Genomic DNA, 18006 nt, shown 5'->3' with positions numbered 1-18006 from the left:
TATTTCAGCCGACGTTCGTGCCATGGCGGCGGTGTCCGAACAGATAGGCCAGGTCTTCGCCGCCCAACACGATTTGCGTGCCAACGACTTTCGGGCCCTGCTGCACATCATGGTCGCCGATGTGGAGGGCGCGCCTCTCACGGCGGGCGACCTTGCACGGCTGCTCGGAATGTCCTCTGCCGCGATGACCTATCTGGTCGAACGCATGATCACCTCGGGTCACATTCGTCGCGAAGCAGACGCATCGGACAGAAGAAAAGTGATCCTCCGGTACGACGATCACGGCATGGAGGTTGCGCGGGGGTTCTTCACGCCACTCGGTGTGCGTACCCGCATGGCTCTGGCGGACCTGCCCGATGCCGACCTTGCAACCGCGCATCGCGTTTTTGTGGCACTCATCGAATCCATGCGGGCGCACTACGAAGAACTGGGTGGCGCTGCGCCTCGCAAGACCTGAGCGCACGTGGTCGGCGAGAGAGCTACACAGATCGACTAGCTCGGAACCTCGGCGGCGGCCGCCAGCGCTGCAAGCGAATTCTCGAACGCCTGTCGCGCTCGTTCGACCGGAGGATCGAGCTCGCGGTCGGCGTGGAACCCGAAGTACACGGTGCCGTCGTAGGAGAACGCGCCGACGTTGAGTCCCTGATCGGATGGGTTGAGCGGCACGATCGGATACATCTCGAGGACGCGAGAACCGTTGAGGTACAGGGGAGCGGTTGGACCGGGCACGTTCGAGACGACCAGGTTTTGGGACGGAAAGTCGATACCGACGCTGAGCACGGTGGTCAGCGCAGGTGACAACAATGGCGGCGCCATACCGCCTGCGACGACGAAGATCGCACCGGCCATGACGCCGCTCGCACTCTTCAACTCGTCCATTCGTCCCGAGATCATGGCGATGCGCCGCAACGGATCCGGCTCACTCACCGGCAGTTCGACTATCACCACCGATATCCGATTGCCGCCGACATCACCTTCGCGGCGGATGCTCACCGGAACCAGGGTCGTCGGTTCGCGTTCCAGCGAAGCAGGGTCGATGCCTGCTGCATCGAGGTATTCCGCGACCATTCCCGACACGATCGTCAACAACACGTCGTTGATCGTATGTCCGGTCGCCGAGCTGATCGCCTTGAGCAAATCCAAAGGCGCCGAGGTGCATTCGTAGGATCGGTTGGCGCTGATCGTGTGATTGAACGGCGTTGCGACTGCAGGCTCGCGACTTCTGAGCAATTCCCGCAACACCTGGCCGGCCTCGCGCAGATCGGCCGCCGCCGTAATCGGTGATGTCTCCAGCACGCGTGACGTGCCTTCGACGACGAGTGCCTGAGCCTTCGACAGTGGTTTGAGAGTGAACCGCCGCGCCTGCCTCGCGAGCAGACCGGGTCGCTCCTCCTCGGTGGTCGGGACCGGTTCCACCGCTTCGGCTTCCGGGCCGAGGTCGAGGACGACCATCCCGATGCCGAGGGCCGAGCTACCGTCGACGAGCGCGTGATGCATCTTGATCAGCAACGCCAACCGCCCGTCGGCCGACCCTTCGATCAGATGCAGTTCCCAGAGCGGGCGGGATCGGTCGAGGCGGCGCGACATCTCGTTGCCGACCTGTCGCAAAAGTTCGGCACGGCCGCCCGGAGCGGGAAGCGCAGACGACCTGATGTGCCATTCGACGTCGAAATTTTCGTCGTCCACCCACACGGCATTGGACAGTCCGGTCCGACCTTCGTCGAGGCGCTGCCTGCAGCGCGGAACGAGATGTATTCGCTCGCGGAACCTTTGGCAGATCGCGTCGTAGTCGACGCCGGACCCGCGCTCGATGAACACCAGGCTGCCGATCGTCATGTTGACCGGCCCTGCCTCGCCGACCAGCGACGATCTGTCCATGGGTGACAACGCATCCGACATCGGCGCCTCCTGGTGCGAGAAGTCGAACGTATCGTCGCACGAAGGCGCGGGTCCCGGACCAAGATCACAGGAGCCGGGGGTGCAAGGCAGCGGCCTTGCTCGATTGTGCCCGCTCAGTACAGCGGATCGTGACGAATGTTCTCCGTCGGAGTTCCGCCTGCCATCAATCTGAATTTCGTCGTTTGGATCATCGACGGCGATCCGGCGATCTGGATGTCACGGTCTTCCCAAGAACCAAGGCTGGCAACGACTTTGCCGATCTGGCCGGTCAAGCGAGTCGACATGCCCGCCGGCGCGTTTCGAAAATCGTCGACGTGCCACCACGGGTTGTCTTCGCTCTCGGTGACGGGTGTGACTGTGAGCCAAGGGTTGTCGAGTTGTAGTTCCCACAGCGCTTCGAGGTCGTACAGGTCGCAGGGGTGGTGGCCGCCGACGAACAGGTGCACCCTTCGGCTCGTCGTCCATTCGGCCAGCTCGAGAACCTGGGCGCGGAGGGGAGCGATTCCGGTTCCGCAACCGATCATCAGCAGGTCGCGGGCCGGATTCGCCGGTACGCCGAGTGCGCCGAGCGGTGAACCGAGCAGCCATTGCTCGCCCACACTCGTGTGGCCGACCATCGACGGGCTTACCCAGCCGCCGGTGACCCCACGCACATGGAATTCGACGATGCCGTCGCGGTTGGCGGGATTGGCAGGCGACATGTAGCGCCACATCCGGGGCCGTGACGGGATCTGCACACTGACGTACTGACCGGCGCGGTAGTCCATCGGTTGGTTGAGCTTCAGCCTGATGACGGACAGATTGCGGAGCACCCTGCGGTTCTCGATCACCGTTCCACCCCAGACCGCGGGGTTGGTGTCGTCGTCCGCGGCACCGATCATGGTCGACGCGATGACGCCGATCGCGTCGTTCCACGCCTTGTCGACGTCGTCGGTCCAGATCTCTGCGCCCGCGAAGTTCCTGAGCGCCTTGATCAGCGAGAGCCCGACCGCGGTGTAGTGCGCGGCCTGGGTGCCGTACTTACGGTGATCGCGTCCGAGTTGGGCGAGGAACGGCAGCAGCGTGTCCGGATCTTCCAAGCGATCGACCACGTAGGCGAGCGCGCGAAGGAGACGGTCGCGCTGAGTCTCCATGGCTGCGGGAAAGAAGTCGCGCGCCTCGGGGTAGTCGGTGAAGAGTGTCGCGTAGAACGAGCTGGTCAGCCGTTCGGGGCCGCCGTCGACCGCCGCGACAGCTTTGAAAGTCGTCCGGACCAGAGAGATAGTTTGCGAGTCCATTGTTAACCCCGTTCCGCGCTCGATCACCCACATGGGCGGTGTGGGTGGCGCGATCCCCCGGACGTCCACCGTTACTCGACCCGCGGGAGTGGCCTATGCCACACCCAAATAAGAGTGTGACACATTCGTGACCTTTTCGATACTCGGTCGGAGTAACAAACCAATCAGTCCGATGGCCTCGAACGGCTAGAGATGGTCGGCGCCCGCCATCCACAATTGCTCCGTGATGTCGTGAAACACCACCAGCGAGAGCGGGTCGTCCTTCCGCATCAACACCGACTCGCTCGCCACCGCGCGCACAGCCGATCCGTCGACGTGCCGCAACGTGATGACGCGCCCACGGTGGCCGCACATAAGGCTGCTCGTCGCGGTCCGAGGTGTGTCCGCAGTCTCCATGACGGTCTCGATCGGTTGGTCGTGCAACACCGTTGTCTCGTAGCCGAGCATCTCTTCGAATGCGGGATTGGCATGCACGATCACACCGTCGTAGCTGACGGCAAGCAGAGGGACTGGGAGTCTGTCGAGCAGGACGAGTGCGGGCAGCTGCGCGAGGTAGCCCTGCGGTGTATCCGGATGTGGTCCTCTACGCTCGCGCACGATGTCGGGTCCTTGCTGCGATGGTGCATTCGGCCGCGAGACTCGCCGCGTACTGCACGATTGAACACGTTCGGTGTCCAGCTCCTTTATGTGGTCGACTGTACAACTTGTTACGTCACCCATGACTGGAAGAAACAGGTCCGAAAGGAATGCGAAGAATGATTCGGACTGGTCGGAGGTTGGCGGACGGACGTGAGATTCTCTATTTCGACGCGGTCCAACACACGCGCCCCGATTCGATCGATGTCAGGCAATTGCCGGATCGCAATGTCAATTCCGAAATACGATTCGATCGCCTTCTCGGGGAATGGGTCGTAATCGCCGCACACCGCCAAACCCGAACACAACTGCCGGACCGGACACAATGTCCCCTGTGCCCGTCGCGCCCGGGCAGTCCGACGGAAATTCCGGCGTCCGACTACGAGGTTGTCGTTTTCGAAAACCGCTTTGCTGCCCTCCCCGGCGTATCTACCCACTCGTCCGCCCTCGCCGACCACGTCGCTGGTTCGGCGCCAACCAGCCCGACAGAAAAGTCCGGCAGGTCCGAGGTGGTGTGCTTCTCGAGCGAACACGACACGACCTCCGCGCAACTCGGCGTCGAGCGCACCCGCATGGTGATCGACGTGCTCGCGGAACGGACGACGGCGCTGCGGGCGATGCCCGCGGTATCGCAGGTGTTCTGTTTCGAAAACTTCGGCGCAGAGATCGGGGTGACCTTGTCGCACCCGCACGGACAAATTTATGCGCTTCCGTTCACCAGTCCACGTGCGGCAAAGATCGAAGCCAACGCACGGCGTTATCGCGACGAGCACAACCGCAATCTGTTCGGCGATATGTTCGCGGCCGAGCGGGACTCCGGTGTTCGAGTTGTGTGCGCGAACGACGAATGGACGGCATTCGTGCCGACCGCTGCGCGCTGGCCGTACGAGGTGTTGTTGTTTCCGAATCGCCGCGTCGCAGACATTCCTGAACTCGACGACCACGCGCGCACCCGTTTCGCCGAGTTGTATCTCGACGTACTTGGTCGATTCGAGCGGCGTTTCGACGAGCCGATGCCGTATATCGCTGCGTGGAATCAGGCTCCGAAAGGTGCCGAGGACTTCTGGTGGCTGCATCTGCAGATCTTCTCGATTCGCCGGGCACCGGGAAAGCTCAAATATCTGGCAGGCGCAGAATCGGGTATGGGCGTTTTCATCAGCGACACGACACCGGAGAACGTCGCAGCCGAACTTCGCGCGGTGACGCCATGACCTCCGACCCCGCCGCCGCCGCTGCCTTCGCGGCTGCGTTCGGCGGCAGTGCCGATGGCAGGTGGGACGCTCCCGGCCGGGTGAATCTGATCGGCGAGCACACCGACTACAACCGCGGTTACGCACTTCCTATCGCACTGCCCCAAGTTGTGCGCTGCTACGCCGCGGTTCGTGCAGGCGACCGGGTACGCGTGGCATCGCAGCAGTATCCGGGTGAGGTCCTCGGTGTATCGATCGTCGAACTCGGCAGCGCGAACGTCGACGGCTGGGCGCGGTATCCGCTCGGCGTCGTCAACGAGTTCCTTCGTCGCGGTCACTCGATCGGAGGTATCGACCTACTGCTCGACAGCGAGCTGCCGATCGGGGCGGGCGTCTCGTCTTCGGCTGCAGTCGAATGCTCTGTCGCGCTTGCCGTCTCGGATCTGTTCTCCCTCGGGGTCACGCGCGACGAACTCGTCGACATCGCGCACACGGCCGAGAACTTCTACGTCGGTGCACCGACCGGAAAGCTCGACCAGTCCGCGGCGATGCACTGCACGACGGGCCACGCGATGCTTCTCGACTTCGCCGACGATCACCGCACGCAGGTGCCGTTCGATCTTGCCGAGCGAGGACTTGCACTGTTGATCATCGACACCACGACCAAACACGAACTCGCCGCGGGCGCCTACGCAGAGCGCCGATCGGAATGCGAACGGGCCGCGGCGCTGCTCGGCGTCGGATCGCTGCGGGAGGTGAACAACACCGACGATCTGGCCGGACTGCCAACCCTGCTCGAGCGCAGAGCACGACACGTCGTCACCGAAAATGCTCGGGTGCTTGCAATCGCGGATGCGCTGGCAACAAGCGCGGACCCTCGCATCATCGGGCCGATGCTCGCTGCGGGGCACGCCTCGCTCCGTGACGATTTCGAAGTCTCCACGCCCGAACTCGACACAGCGGTCGACGTGGCGACCGCAGCGGGCGCGTACGGTGCCCGCCTGGTCGGAGGTGGTTTCGGAGGTAGCGTCATCGCGCTGGTCGAGGTGGCCGACGTCGCTGCGATCGACCACGCTGTCACAGCGGCATTCCGATCCGCCGGGTTTGCCGATCCGCGAACACTCGTGGCAGAGGCAGCGGCGGCCGCCCGTCGTGTTCGGTAGCGACCGGGGTGGGGTATGGCGGGGGGTGGGGGTCACTGGCAATATTCACGAGGCGTGCGTCACACACACCGAGGAGCCTTAATCGATGATCAGCACAATGCAGGACGAGCCGCTGTCTCTGGCGACACTGCTGAAGTACGGCACTACCTTTCACAGCGATTCCGAAGTCTCCACGTGGACGGGTACCGACCTGCGACGGATGACGTTCGGTGAACTCGGCGTCGAGGCTGCCAAACTCGCCAACGGCCTGCGAGGACTCGGCGTCGGCGAGGGCGATCGCGTCGCCACCTTCATGTGGAACAACAACGAGCACATGGCTGCCTACGGTGCCGTTCCGGCGATGGGCGCCGTTCTCCACACACTGAACATTCGGCTGTTCCCCGAACAGCTGATCTTCGTGGCAAACCACGCGGAGGACAAGGTCGTCATCGTCGACGGCACCCTGATACCGCTGCTCGGCAAATATCTGCCGTCGTTGAAAACGGTTCAGCACGTGATCGTTGCCAACGGCGACGCGAGTGCGCTCGAGGCACCGGCCGGTGTCGAGGTGCACTCCTACACCGACCTGCTCGCGGCACAGCCGGACACCTTCGAGTGGCCGGAGATCGACGAAAGAGCCCCTGCGGCAGCGTGTTACACATCAGGGACGACCGGCGATCCCAAGGGCGTCGTCTACTCGCACCGGTCGATGTACCTGCATTCGATGCAGGTCTGCACGTCCAACGGCATGGCGCTTTCCGACGCGGACAAGACCCTCGCAATCGTTCCGATGTTCCACGCTATGTCGTGGGGTCTGCCGCATGCGGCGCTGATGGTCGGTGCATCGCTCGTCATGCCCGACCGCTTTCTGCAGCCCGGCCCCATCGCTCAGATCCTCGCCGCCGAGAAGCCGACGTTCGCCGCTGCGGTTCCGACCGTATGGCTCGGTCTGCTGCAACACCTGGATGCGAACCCACAGGACATCACCCATCTGCGCAACGTGGTCGTCGGCGGCTCGGCAGTTCCGCCGTCGCTGATGCATGCCTTCAAGGAAAAGCACGGCGTCGACATCCTGCACGCGTGGGGAATGACCGAGACCTCGCCGCTCGGTAGCGTCGCGTGGCCGCCCGCGGGACTGTCCGACGAGGAAGCGTGGCCCTACCGCTACACCCAGGGCCGCTTCCCGTCCAACGTCCAGGCGCGTCTCGTCGACGACGACGGCACGGTCGTCGCCAACGACGGTGAGGCACTCGGTGAGCTGCAGGTCCGCGGTCCGTGGATCACCGCGTCCTACTACTCACCCGACGGTGCGACGATCGATCCCGACAAGTTCGACGACGGGTGGCTGCGCACCGGCGATGTCGGCAAGATCAGCGCCAAGGGATTCCTCACCCTGGTCGACCGCTCGAAGGACGTCATCAAGTCGGGCGGCGAGTGGATCTCCTCCGTCGACCTCGAGAACGCGGTGATGTCCCATCCCGCCGTTGCCGAAGCCGCTGTGATCGGGGTGCCGGACGAGAAGTGGGACGAGCGGCCGCTGGTGAGCGTCGTACTGTCGCCCGGGCAAGCCGCAACCGCGGAAGAGTTGCGCGACTTCCTCTCCGACAAGGTCGCCAAGTGGCAGTTGCCCGAACGCTGGACCTTCATCGAAGAGGTTCCGAAGACCAGCGTCGGCAAATTCGACAAGAAGCGACTGCGCGCCCAGTACGGCGAGGGCGAACTGGATATCACCTCGCTGGTTTGATCGTGCTGCGCTGAGCCTTCGGACTCGACCGAAGCACAACGACCGCGCACCCGCCCTCATCCAGCGGGTGCGCGGTCGTGTGTTCTTCGCCCGTGCTACGCCGATGCCGCCCACTTGTAGGCCGACACTGTGAGGTCGACGAACAGGAACGAAAGCAGCCCGAGGCCGAGCAGAGGTACGAAATAGCCGACGCCGAGACCGACGACGACGATCGCAGCGATACCGAGTGGGGGAATCTTGCGAATCGAGCCGCGGGTGGGAACTCTGCCGACGGCGAGCGTCGAACCGCGGGTCGGGCGGCGCCGCCACCACATGACGTAGCCCCGAATCACCACGCTGACCAGGGCGACGATCACCGCGAGCAGCAACAGCTGGTTAGCCACACCGAACATCATGCCCATGTGCAACTGGATGCCCCACGAGGACAGCTTCGCGGCGAGTGGCCATTCGGCAAATCGCAGTTCGTCGGTGATCTGTCCGGTAGCGCCGTCGACTGCAACCGAATCGATTGCGAAGACGCCGGACAGCCGCTGTTCCTTCACGACGAACGCGGTGTCCGCGATGGCGGGAATGCTGACCTCCACCGGTCCGTCGATACCGTTGGCTCTGGCAACGCGAAGCACCGAGTCGAGCTGCGCAACAGTGGTTTCCGACGGACCGGTGCCGGTTGCCGTCGCACCGCCGTGGTCACCGTGTGCCGGTGGCGCGCTGGTTGCGGTGCTCAAACTGGAATCAACGACGGGTGTCTTCCAGTTGAGCGCGGCCCGCATCTCGTCGACGTTCGCGCCCGCGTAGGTCGACCAGGTGAGGCCGGTCGCCGAGAGGAACAGCACCGGCAGCAGAATCCAGACACCGACCGCACCATGCCAATTGACGGTCCGAGAGTGCCCCTTGCCGCCGCGTCCGGGGGTCAGCAACCTGGCCTCTGCAGCGTTGGCGACGCGCCGCCGGCGGTAGCGAACGACCCACAGGAAAAGCCCTGCCAGCGCGATCACCCACATCCACGACGCCGCGAATTCGCTGTACAGCCTGCCAGGCTCACCGAGGTGCAGATGTCTGTGCAGTTGGCCGACCCACGCCCGGAAAGGTAGTGCGCCGGAACTGCCGTACACGGTCGATTCGCCGACCGGATTCGCTGTCGTCGGATCGACGAACACCGCGTGCCGTTCGGATTCGCCGAGTGTGGGGTCCGCGAAGAGGACTCGCGTGGTGGCACCCGATTCGGTCGCGGGCTGGACCGCGACGAGTTCGAGGTCGGGTCGCAATTGTTCGGCCGCGCGCACCTGCTGATCGACGGGAACGTCAGGTCCGGTCGAGTCGACGTGCAGGTAGTCGCGGTAGGCGATGTTCTCGATCGTCGGAGCGATCGCGTAGAGGCCGCCGCTCAGCGCGGCGATCAGAATGAACGGTGCGACAACAATTCCCGCGTAGAAATGCAAGCGGTAGATCAGGCCGCGCCAGGCGGGAAGGGTGGATCTGGATCCGGTCGTGGATTTCGGGGTTCGTGGAGGTGCGGAAGGTTGCTCGACCGGTACGTCCCGGTCGAGTTCAGGGGTCGTCACAACATGCTCGATTCAGCTGTGTGCGCGCAGCGCTGTGCGCTCGTTCGCGCAGGGAAGAGTTACCTCGAAGCGAGGTGAATGGACTTCGATCTGGTCAGCCGAGGGCGGGCGGTGCCCGGGTGCGCAGCGTAGGTGCGACGAGTAGGCGCGCGATGATGTGATCGCGGTAATCGGTGTCGAACCCGCGGGCCGGGCCCGCGATCGGTCCAGGTGCCACGAGCCGGGGCACGATCCGGGCGAGCGTATTGGCCGCAACCCGGTAGCCCTGTTCGGCGTAGCGGATGACGACGGCGATTGCCGCAACGGCTGCCGCGTGGGCGCCGAGCATGGCCGGTGTCAGCGACGGACCGTGGTGATGGTCGGACGCGACCGACAGCGTGAGGTGACCGAGCGCCTGACCGAGGACAAGTGCTCCGACCAGCGCTCCAGAGCTCTCCAGCAACGATCGGTGTCTCTTCGACGCGGCGGCCACAAGAGCACCGAGACCCGCACTCACGGCGAGCAACAACGTGATTGCGCCCTCGGGTGGCGCCTCGCTGGACGCAGCAGCGTGTGCCGCGAGGGAAAACGATCCCGAAACGGCACCGACGGACGCGCCACGAACACGCGTCACGCCGGTTGCCGAATTCACGGAGAGGACTTTACCGGCAGTTTGCTGTTCGCAACGACGCCGGGACCTGCAGATCAGTCGGTCGAAACGTCCATGTCGACGAGGACTTTGCGCAGCAGTTTGCCGGTGGCGTTGCGCGGCAGTTCGTCGAGGAAGACAACTTCGCGAGGGACCTTGTAGCGCGCGAGGTTGTTCTTCACGTACTCCTTGATCTCCTTCTCGTCGCGCTTTGCGTCCGGCGAAGGAACGATGAAGGCGCGCAAGCGCTTTCCGAACTCGCGATCGTCGACGCCGACAACGGCGGCGTCGTGGACGTCGGCGCGATCGGCGAGCAGGTTCTCGACCTCGAGCGGGAAGACGTTCTCGCCACCGGAGACGATCATGTCGTCGTCACGGCCGTCGACGAACCAGAGGCCGTTCTCGTCGAAATGGCCGACATCGCCGCTCGACAACATTCCGTCGACGATCTCTTTGTTGCGGCCGTCGGTGTACCCGGCGAAGCTCAGGCCGCTCGAAACGAAGATCGTGCCGATGGTGTGCGGCGTGCTGACCTTGTTGCGATCCGCGTCGTAGAGCTGAACGCGGCACCCGACCGGCGGCTTGCCGACGGTGCCGGGGGCGGTGCGCAGGTCCTGCGGAGTTGCGACGGTTGCGACGGCAACTTCGGTGGAGCCGTAGAGGTTGTAGAGAACGTCACCGAAGATCTCGCTGGTTCGCTTGCAGAGGTCGGGCGACAGCGACGAGCCTGCTGCGAAGATGACCTTCAGCGACGACGTGTCGTACTTGGCGAGGATCGCGGGATCGAGGTCGATGATGCGCTGCAGCATGGTCGGTACTACGACGAGCGCGGTCGCCTTGCTCTCGGCGATGCCGCGCACGGTCGCTTCCGGGTTGAACCGGCGTTGGAACACGATGCGGTTGCCGAGGGAGAGGCCGAGCAGAAACTGCGAGAGGCCGGTGCCGTGGAAGATCGGCGCGGCCATGAACATGGTCTCGTTCTGGGGGAGCGGGACACGATCGAGGAACTGTGCCGACTGCAACGGCGAAACCTTGTCGCGCGGGGCGCCTTTCGGCGTTCCGGTGGTTCCACTGGTCAGGATCACCATGCCGCCGGGCTTGGCAGGAGCCGCGATGCCGTCCGTCGAGCGACCCACCGTGAGGTCTTCGATCGTCTTCGAGTCGGCAGGAAGTTCGTGTTGTTCGTCGACCCACGTGAGCACACGCGGGATCTCGGTCGGGATGGCGCTGAGCAGGTCGATGAACTCGCTGTCGTGCAGCACGGCCTTGACGTTTTCGCGCTTGCTGACGTCCGCGAACTGTGGCTTGGCGAAGCCGGTGTTCATCAGCACCAGGCGTGCGCCGATCTTGCCCGCGGCAAGCATGGTCAGGACGAGGCCACGGTGGTCGCGAGCCAGAACGGCGACGACGTCACCCTCCTTGACACCGGCGGCCTGCAAACCGCGGCCGAGCGCGTTGGACTGCTTGTCGAGCTGACCGAAACTGACCGAGCCACGCTCGTCGACGATGGCCGGTGCGGCGGCATGGCGACGGACGCCGTGCATCACGACTCCGGCAGTCGGGCCGAATTTCAGCGCGTCGCGAGTCGACTTGAGTGCCTCGTCGGGACGGAGAGGATTGAACATTCCGCGGCGTCGCAGGACGCCGACGCCCTGAACGAGGTCGCCGACCGTGCGAAGTTTCGCTAACGGTGAGGGCAAAGATCCAGTCACGTCGGTACCTCCGGCGGACCTCGAATTCTCGAGGATGACCGCGTTGTCATGAGAATGTGAGCAAACGCAGACTAGCAAAGGCCGCGGTCAGGGGTTTTCGTTCATCTCCACAAGCACTCGCCGTAGGAGTTTGCCGGTGGTGTTGCGTGGCAGTTCGTCGAGAAAGACCACGTCACGCGGTACTTTGTAGCGCGCGAGGTGTGCCTTCACGTGATCTTTGAGGCCTTGCGGATCGGGCTCGAAGCCGGGGGCGACGACGACGAAGGCGCGCAGCCGCTGACCGAACTCCGGGTCGGGGACGCCGATGACACACACGTCGAGCACGTCCGTGCGGTCGGCGAGCAGGTTCTCGATCTCGATCGGATAGACGTTTTCGCCACCGGAGACGATCATGTCGTCGTCGCGGCCCTCGATGAACAGCATGCCGTTGTCGTCGAAATGGCCGAGGTCGCCGGTCGAAAGCAGACCGTCGATCCGTTCCTTGTCGCGCCCGTCGGTATAGCCCGCGAAACTCGCGCCGTTGGCGGCGAAGATCCTGCCGACCGTTCCGCGTTCGGTGATTTTGGTTCCGGCGTCGTCGTAGAGAGCAACACGGCAGGTCACCGGTGCCAGCCCGGCTGTTCCCGGTGAGCGTTTGAGGTCGGCCGGGGTTGCGACCGTCACGACGGCGCACTCGGTCGAGCCGTAGAGGTTGTAGAGGACTTCACCCAGGTATTCCGACGTCTTACGACTCAGATCGGGGGAGATGGACGAACCCGCTGCGAACACGACCTTCAGTGCGGACGTGTCGTATTCGGCGATCACATCGGGACCGAGGTCGACGATTCGCTGCAGCATGGTCGGAATGACAATCACAGTGTCGCAACGGTTCTCGGCGATGATGCGGAGTGCATCGCGAGCCTCGAAGCGGCGGGTCAACACGATCGTGTTGCGAAGCGCGAAGCCCATCACCATCAGGCCGAGCCCGGTGGCGTGAAATACCGGTGCCGCCGCGAACATCGTCTGCTCGGTGCGCAACGGGATGCGGTCGAGGATCTGAGCCGAGGCAAGCGGTGACACCACCGCTCGCGGAACACCTTTCGGCGTACCGGTGGTGCCGCTGGTGAGCTGAGTGGCGACGCCGGCCTTGGCGGGCGGAGGTAGCGGATTCGTGGGCTGGCCTGCAATGAGGTGCTCCAACGACGGGTCGTCCGTCGGGTCCTCGACCCACGCGACATATTTGGTCGTCGTCGCAGGTAGCGCTGCTGCGAGGGCCGCGAATTCGGCGTCGTAGACGAATACGCCGACCCCCTCGCGCTCCGCGACAGCGGCAAGTTGCGGCGCGGCGAACCCTGTGTTCATCAGGACGAGTCGAGCGCCGAGCTTCGCGGACGCCAAACCGACGAGGACGAACCACCGTGAGTTTCTGCAGATCGACGCGATGACCGAGGTGTCGTCGAACCCGGCTTCCTGCCAGGCGCGCGCGAGTGCGTTCGATTGCTGGTCGAGTTCGGGATAGGTGAGTGACCCGAGATCGTCGATCAGGGCAACGCGGTCGATCCCGTTGATCGCGTGGGCATGGATCGGGCCTGCGAGCGGTCCGTATGCGCGCGCCGCCTTTGCCGTGACGGCGGCGTGGCCGAGCTTGCCGAACGACACCAACCCGGCTCGCCGCATCGCGCCGAGGGCACCGACCGTTTCGGACAATTGCGCCGCGACGCGCTGAAGAGCCATCGCGTCAGAATGCACGAAATCGGGTCAGGCCGCACCCAATTGGATGCAACCTGACCCGATTGGGTGCAGCGTGTCCGGCGAAGACTGTTACTTGAGCTGCGCCGACGACTTTCCGAGGATGCGACGAGCCACGATCAGCTGCTGAATCTGCTGTGTGCCCTCGAAGATGTCGAGAATCTTCGAGTCGCGGCCCCACTTCTCGAGCAACGTGCGCTGCGAGTAGCCGATAGCGCCCGCAAGCTCGACGGCCTTGAGCGTGACGTCGGTGCCGGTGCGGCCTGCCTTGGCCTTCGACATCGAGGCCTCCAGCGAGTTCGGCTTCTTGTTGTCCGCCATCCACGCTGCACGCAGCGACAGGAGGTAGGACGACTCGTAGTCGGCTTCGAGACGCAGGTACTCGGCTGCCGCCGCGTGCTGGGTGTAGGCGGGTGCGTCGTAGTCGATCTCGACGCCGGCATCGGTGAGGACCTTGCGAAGCTCCTCCAGCGCTGCGCGTGCGACACCGACAGCCATGGCTGCCACGAGCGGACGGGTGTTGTCGAAGGTCTGCATGACCCCGGCAAAGCCCTTCTCCACGTTGACTTCCGGGCTACCGAGGATGTTGTCCGCCGGAATGCGGCAGTCCTGCAGCAGCAGCACCGCGGTGTCGGACGCCTTGATGCCGAGCTTGTGCTCCAACCGTGCGACCGAGAGGCCAGAAGCATCACGCGGTACGACGAACGACTTGATCGCCGCGCGGCCGAGGCTCTTGTCGACCGACGCCCAGACGACGATGTGTGTCGAGCGCTCACCGGCGGTGACGAAGATCTTTTCACCGTTGAGGACCCACTCGTCGCCGTCGCGCACCGCAGTGGTGCTGACAGCTGCCGAGTCGGAGCCGAAGCTCGGCTCGGTGATGGCCATCGAGGCCCACACCTTGCCGAAGCGGCCGAGCTGCTCGTCGGTGGCAACCGCTGCGATCGCGGCGTTGCCGAGGCCCTGGTAGGGGATCGACAGCATCAGGCCGACGTCGCCCCACGAGGTTTCGAGTGCGTTCAGCAGTGCAGACATGTTGCCGCCGTTGGAGTTGCCGAGCAGCTCCGTCGCGTGCTTCTTGTCTTCGGCGGTCTCGTCGCTGCGGCCACCGGCGGCGCCGCCGATGTCTTGCGTGCCGGAGTCGCCGAGGCCTTCGATCATGGCGGCCATCGTGTCGAGCTCGACCGGGTAGTCGTGTTCTCCGAGGTCGTACTTGCGGGAAATGGGGCGGAAGATCTCGGTCGCGACCTGATGGGCCTGGTTGGCCGAGAACTTCAGCTTCTTGGGGATTTCGAGATTGATCATGTTTGGGGTTCCTTAGTAGGCAAGCAGCAGCGACGGCGTCAGATCAGGACAACGCCCTCGGCGATGCCGATGGCTCGAAGGTCGCGGTACCAGCGCTCGACCGGGTGTTCCTTGGTGAAGCCGTGGCCGCCGAGCAGCTGGACGCCGTCCAAGCCGATCTGCATGCCCTTTTCGGATGCGAGACGACGCGCGAGCGCCGCTTCACGTGCGAACGACAGGCCTTGCTCCGCGCGGGAAGCGCCACGCAGCGTGACCAGACGCATACCGTCGAGTTCGATGGCGATGTTGGCCACCATGAATGCGACAGCCTGACGATGGCTGATCGGCTCGCCGAACGCTTCGCGCTCGTTGACGTAGGGAATGACGTAGTCGAGCACGGCCTGGCCGGTGCCGACCGCCATCGACGCCCAACCCAGCCGGGAAAGCCGGATCGCGTCGGCGTATTCGTGCGCACGCTCGTCGGCATCGCTGTCACCGAGGATCGCGGATTCGGAGACGGCGACGTCGGTGAGGATCAGGCGACCGAGGCCTGCTGCTCGCAAGCCCATGCTCGGATCTGCTTCGATGACAACGCCTTTGGACTTCGCCTCGACGATGAAGAAGGTCGGGCGACCGTCGAGTGCTGCCGCGACGATGAACAGTTCCGCATCGCCCGCAGCGGGAACGAGGCTCTTGACGCCGTTGATCTTGTAGCCGCTCGGCGAGCGAACGGCCTTGGTCTGCAACGCGAACGGGTCGAACAGTGCACGCGGCTCCGACACGACGACCGCTGCTGCTGGGACGTTCTCGCCGGTGAAGGCGGGGAGGTAGGTCTTCTGCTGCGTCTCCGAACCCCACTGGGTCAGCGCGACGGCAACACCGCTCGGTGCGAGGATCGGCAGTGCGAGACCCATGTCGCCATGCGCAAGTGCTTCTGCGACAAGGGAGTTCGTGACTGCGCCACGTTCGCTGGCTGCACCTTCGAGCTCTTCGGGAACGTTGATGAGCGTGATGCCGAGTTCGGCGGCGCGCTCGAGCAGGTCTTTCGGGGCTGTTGCCGCTGCGTCCGCGTCGTGCGCGGCGGGACGCAGGATCTCGGCGGCGAACTCCTTGACCGTCTCGACGATCATCTTCTGATCTTCGTCAGGGGTGATGTCGAAGTAGTCGGCGCCCTTGGTTGCCGACGCGGGGAGGCGGTTCGGCTTGCCGTTTCCTGCGACCTTCTCGAATGCGCGAGTCGCGGCACCGAGGGTGCGGAAGCCGGTCTTCGTGCCTTCGTAGGTGACGCGGTTGATCGGATCGCTCAGCTTGTACTTCTGAGCCAGTTCCGATCCGGTGATGGTTGTCAGGGCGCGCATTGCCGCACCCATCCAATCCCGCTTCGTAGGGGTGAGGCCAACCGCAGACGTGTCGCGGGGCCTGCGCTTCGTCGCGCTTTTCTGCTTACTCATGATCACCATTTCTCGGTGGCCGGCATGGTCGGTAGCTATCTTACTCCAGAGTAAGGTACGGCGTCGAGCATCTGCGATGAAAGCGAATTCGGCACCAGGTTGTGAGAGCCTTGTCACATGCCCATCGCAGCCGGAATCTTCGCGGCCATCGCCGCCGCGCTACACGTGCTCATCTTCGTGATGGAGAGCGTGTTGTGGACCAAGCCCGAGGTCTGGAAGCGGTTCTCGGTAGCCAGTCAGGCGGACGCAGAGGTGTTGCGGCCCATGGCATTCAACCAAGGGTTCTACAACCTGTTTCTCGCGATCGGCATCGTCGTCGGACTGATCATCGGTGGGGACGCTGGTCATGCCCTCGTCGTGTTCGGCTGCGCCAGCATCGTCGGCGCCGCGCTCGTCCTCGCGGTCGGCGGGGCCAAGTATTTCCGCGCCGCGATCATGCAGGGCAGCACCCCGTTGATCGCACTGGTGCTCATCGCCGTTCTCTGATGCGGCTACGCCGCTCGTGCGTCTTTTCGGCGCGCCCGACCTCCGAAAAGACTCACGAGGCGCGAAGCGCCCCTGTCTATTTGTGCACCGGTGACCAGAACACGGCGACGGCAATGTTGAGCACGGTAAGTCCGAAGATGGCGTAGAACAACGCATCCGGAATCTTCGGCTTGCGGATGTTGGCCATGACGAGGACCAGGATCACCAGGCCGACACCGAGTTTCACAGCGACCTTCGCGTGATCGACGGTCGAATCGCCGGCTTCGAGAACGCCGACAAGGAGCAGGCCGGCGAGAAACGCGGTGCCCGACCCGTCACGCATCGGTCCGTTGATCCGTTTGTCGCCCGCCGACATCTGGACGAACATCCCACCCAGCAGTGCGCCGAAACCCAGAATGTGGACGAAAAGCAGAACGAGCCGCACGAACTCCATGGCGCTGAGCCTAAAACCGAGTCACGAATCCCGCAGGCGAGTGAGAACTTCGTCGTGCAACAGCCCGTTGGTTGCAACCGCGTCGCCGCCGTGTGGGCCCGGCGCGCCCGCGAGTGAGGTGAATCGTCCGCCGGCTTCGCGAACGAGGAGGTCGAGCGGCGCGAGATCCCACAGGGAGACTTCTGGTTCGGCGGCGATCTCCAACGCGCCTTCGGCGAGCAGGCAGTAGGAGAAGAAGTCGCCGTAGCCGCGCACCCGCCACACGTCGTCGGTCAAATCGACGAACCGGTCCCGGAGTCCGCGATCTCGCCAGCCCGACAGGCTTGCGAAACTCAGGCTCGCCGACCCGAGACTGCCGACGGTCGAGACCGACAGCTGTTTCGCCTCGTCACCGTCGAATCTGGTCCACGAGCCGCCACCGGCGGCAGCCCACCAGCGACGCGCCAACGCGGGCGCGCTGACGACCCCGACGACAGGCACGCCGTCGTCGAGTAGCGCGATCAACGTCGCCCAGATCGGCACGCCGCGGACAAAGTTCTTGGTCCCGTCGATCGGGTCGATGACCCACTGCCTGCCTTCGAAGGTGACTGTGCCGCCGAACTCCTCGCCGAGCACGGCGTCGTCGGGTCGCTGTGCCGTGAGCGCGTCGCGCGTCACTCGCTCGACGGCGAGGTCGGCGTCGGAGACGGGCGTCAGGTCGGGCTTGTCGTCGATGCGGAGGTCGAGCGCACCGAAGCGGTCGCGAGTGATGTGGTCGGCCGCGTCGGCGATCAGGAGCGCGAGCTCGAGGTCGGCGCGGTACGGAGAATTCTCGGCGCTGGACACGTTTGTCAC

16 protein-coding genes are annotated in these 18006 nt (G+C 64.4%); 5 read left to right on the top strand and 11 right to left on the bottom strand.

The features are described from left to right. Window positions 1-22 precede the first annotated feature (22 nt). Window positions 23-457 (top strand): MarR family winged helix-turn-helix transcriptional regulator, encoded by a 435-nt coding sequence (locus JGU71_RS05420; protein WP_199703581.1) that lies wholly within the window; start codon window positions 23-25, stop codon window positions 455-457. 35 nt (window positions 458-492) lie between these two features. On the opposite strand, the gene JGU71_RS05415 is transcribed toward JGU71_RS05420, so the two are convergent. The 3 genes from JGU71_RS05415 to JGU71_RS05405 form a co-directional block, all read right to left on the bottom strand. Next, window positions 493-1899, bottom strand: a complete 1407-nt coding sequence (locus JGU71_RS05415) for a wax ester/triacylglycerol synthase family O-acyltransferase (protein WP_199703026.1) — start codon at window positions 1897-1899, stop codon at window positions 493-495. A 113-nt stretch (window positions 1900-2012) separates the two neighbouring features. After that, entirely contained in the window at window positions 2013-3176 is a 1164-nt protein-coding gene (locus tag JGU71_RS05410) for a globin domain-containing protein (RefSeq protein WP_199703025.1), read from the bottom strand. Window positions 3177-3362: 186 nt separating this feature from the next. Continuing rightward, window positions 3363-3773, bottom strand: a complete 411-nt coding sequence (locus JGU71_RS05405) for a PAS domain S-box protein (protein ID WP_307829512.1) — start codon at window positions 3771-3773, stop codon at window positions 3363-3365. Window positions 3774-3952: 179 nt separating this feature from the next. On the opposite strand from JGU71_RS05405, the gene galT reads away from it, so the two are divergent. The 3 genes from galT (at window position 3953) to JGU71_RS05390 (ending at window position 7888) form a co-directional block, all read left to right on the top strand. Further along, window positions 3953-5023 carry a galactose-1-phosphate uridylyltransferase gene (gene galT, locus JGU71_RS05400; protein WP_199703580.1) on the top strand — a complete coding sequence of 357 codons (1071 nt, stop codon included), beginning with the start codon at window positions 3953-3955 and terminating at the stop codon, window positions 5021-5023. Then, the gene (gene galK, locus JGU71_RS05395) at window positions 5020-6165 is read left to right on the top strand and encodes a galactokinase (protein ID WP_199703023.1); all 1146 of its coding nucleotides are present in this window, start codon (window positions 5020-5022) and stop codon (window positions 6163-6165) included. Before galT ends, galK begins: the two co-directional genes overlap by 4 nt. Window positions 6166-6250: 85 nt before the next feature. Continuing rightward, on the top strand, window positions 6251-7888 hold the full coding sequence (locus JGU71_RS05390) for a long-chain fatty acid--CoA ligase (RefSeq protein WP_199703022.1): 1638 nt from the start codon (window positions 6251-6253) through the stop codon (window positions 7886-7888). A 95-nt stretch (window positions 7889-7983) separates the two neighbouring features. Here JGU71_RS05390 and JGU71_RS05385 read toward each other — a convergent pair whose 3' ends face one another. The 6 genes from JGU71_RS05385 to JGU71_RS05360 all read right to left on the bottom strand — a co-directional run bounded on the left by JGU71_RS05385 (window position 7984) and on the right by JGU71_RS05360 (window position 16259). Next, the gene (locus tag JGU71_RS05385; protein WP_199703021.1) at window positions 7984-9450 is read right to left on the bottom strand and encodes a PepSY-associated TM helix domain-containing protein; all 1467 of its coding nucleotides are present in this window, start codon (window positions 9448-9450) and stop codon (window positions 7984-7986) included. 94 nt (window positions 9451-9544) lie between these two features. Beyond that, the gene (locus tag JGU71_RS05380; RefSeq protein ID WP_199703020.1) at window positions 9545-10081 is read right to left on the bottom strand and encodes a hypothetical protein; all 537 of its coding nucleotides are present in this window, start codon (window positions 10079-10081) and stop codon (window positions 9545-9547) included. Window positions 10082-10134: 53 nt separating this feature from the next. Next, window positions 10135-11790, bottom strand: coding sequence for an acyl-CoA synthetase (locus JGU71_RS05375; protein ID WP_199703019.1), 1656 nt, complete (start codon window positions 11788-11790; stop codon window positions 10135-10137). Window positions 11791-11877: 87 nt separating this feature from the next. Further along, a complete protein-coding gene (locus JGU71_RS05370) occupies window positions 11878-13503 on the bottom strand; it encodes an AMP-binding protein (protein ID WP_199703018.1) in 1626 nt (541 codons plus the stop codon). 87 nt (window positions 13504-13590) lie between these two features. Then, a complete protein-coding gene (locus JGU71_RS05365; RefSeq protein ID WP_199703017.1) occupies window positions 13591-14823 on the bottom strand; it encodes an acyl-CoA dehydrogenase family protein in 1233 nt (410 codons plus the stop codon). Window positions 14824-14861: 38 nt separating this feature from the next. Beyond that, on the bottom strand, window positions 14862-16259 hold the full coding sequence (locus JGU71_RS05360) for an acyl-CoA dehydrogenase family protein (RefSeq protein ID WP_372433104.1): 1398 nt from the start codon (window positions 16257-16259) through the stop codon (window positions 14862-14864). A gap of 111 nt (window positions 16260-16370) precedes the next feature. On the opposite strand from JGU71_RS05360, the gene JGU71_RS05355 reads away from it, so the two are divergent. Continuing rightward, window positions 16371-16739 carry a DUF1304 domain-containing protein gene (locus JGU71_RS05355; protein ID WP_199703015.1) on the top strand — a complete coding sequence of 123 codons (369 nt, stop codon included), beginning with the start codon at window positions 16371-16373 and terminating at the stop codon, window positions 16737-16739. Window positions 16740-16815: 76 nt separating this feature from the next. Here the strand turns inward: JGU71_RS05355 and JGU71_RS05350 are convergent, their stop codons facing one another. Further along, on the bottom strand, window positions 16816-17172 hold the full coding sequence (locus tag JGU71_RS05350) for a hypothetical protein (protein WP_199703014.1): 357 nt from the start codon (window positions 17170-17172) through the stop codon (window positions 16816-16818). A 21-nt stretch (window positions 17173-17193) separates the two neighbouring features. Beyond that, a complete protein-coding gene (gene hisN, locus JGU71_RS05345; protein WP_199703013.1) occupies window positions 17194-17997 on the bottom strand; it encodes a histidinol-phosphatase in 804 nt (267 codons plus the stop codon). Between the last annotated feature and the right edge of the window lie 9 nt (window positions 17998-18006).

Source organism: Antrihabitans stalagmiti (assembly GCF_016482825.1).
Classification (GTDB): Bacteria; Actinomycetota; Actinomycetes; order Mycobacteriales; family Mycobacteriaceae; genus Antrihabitans; species Antrihabitans stalagmiti.
This window is presented reverse-complemented; position numbering and strand designations above follow the sequence as displayed.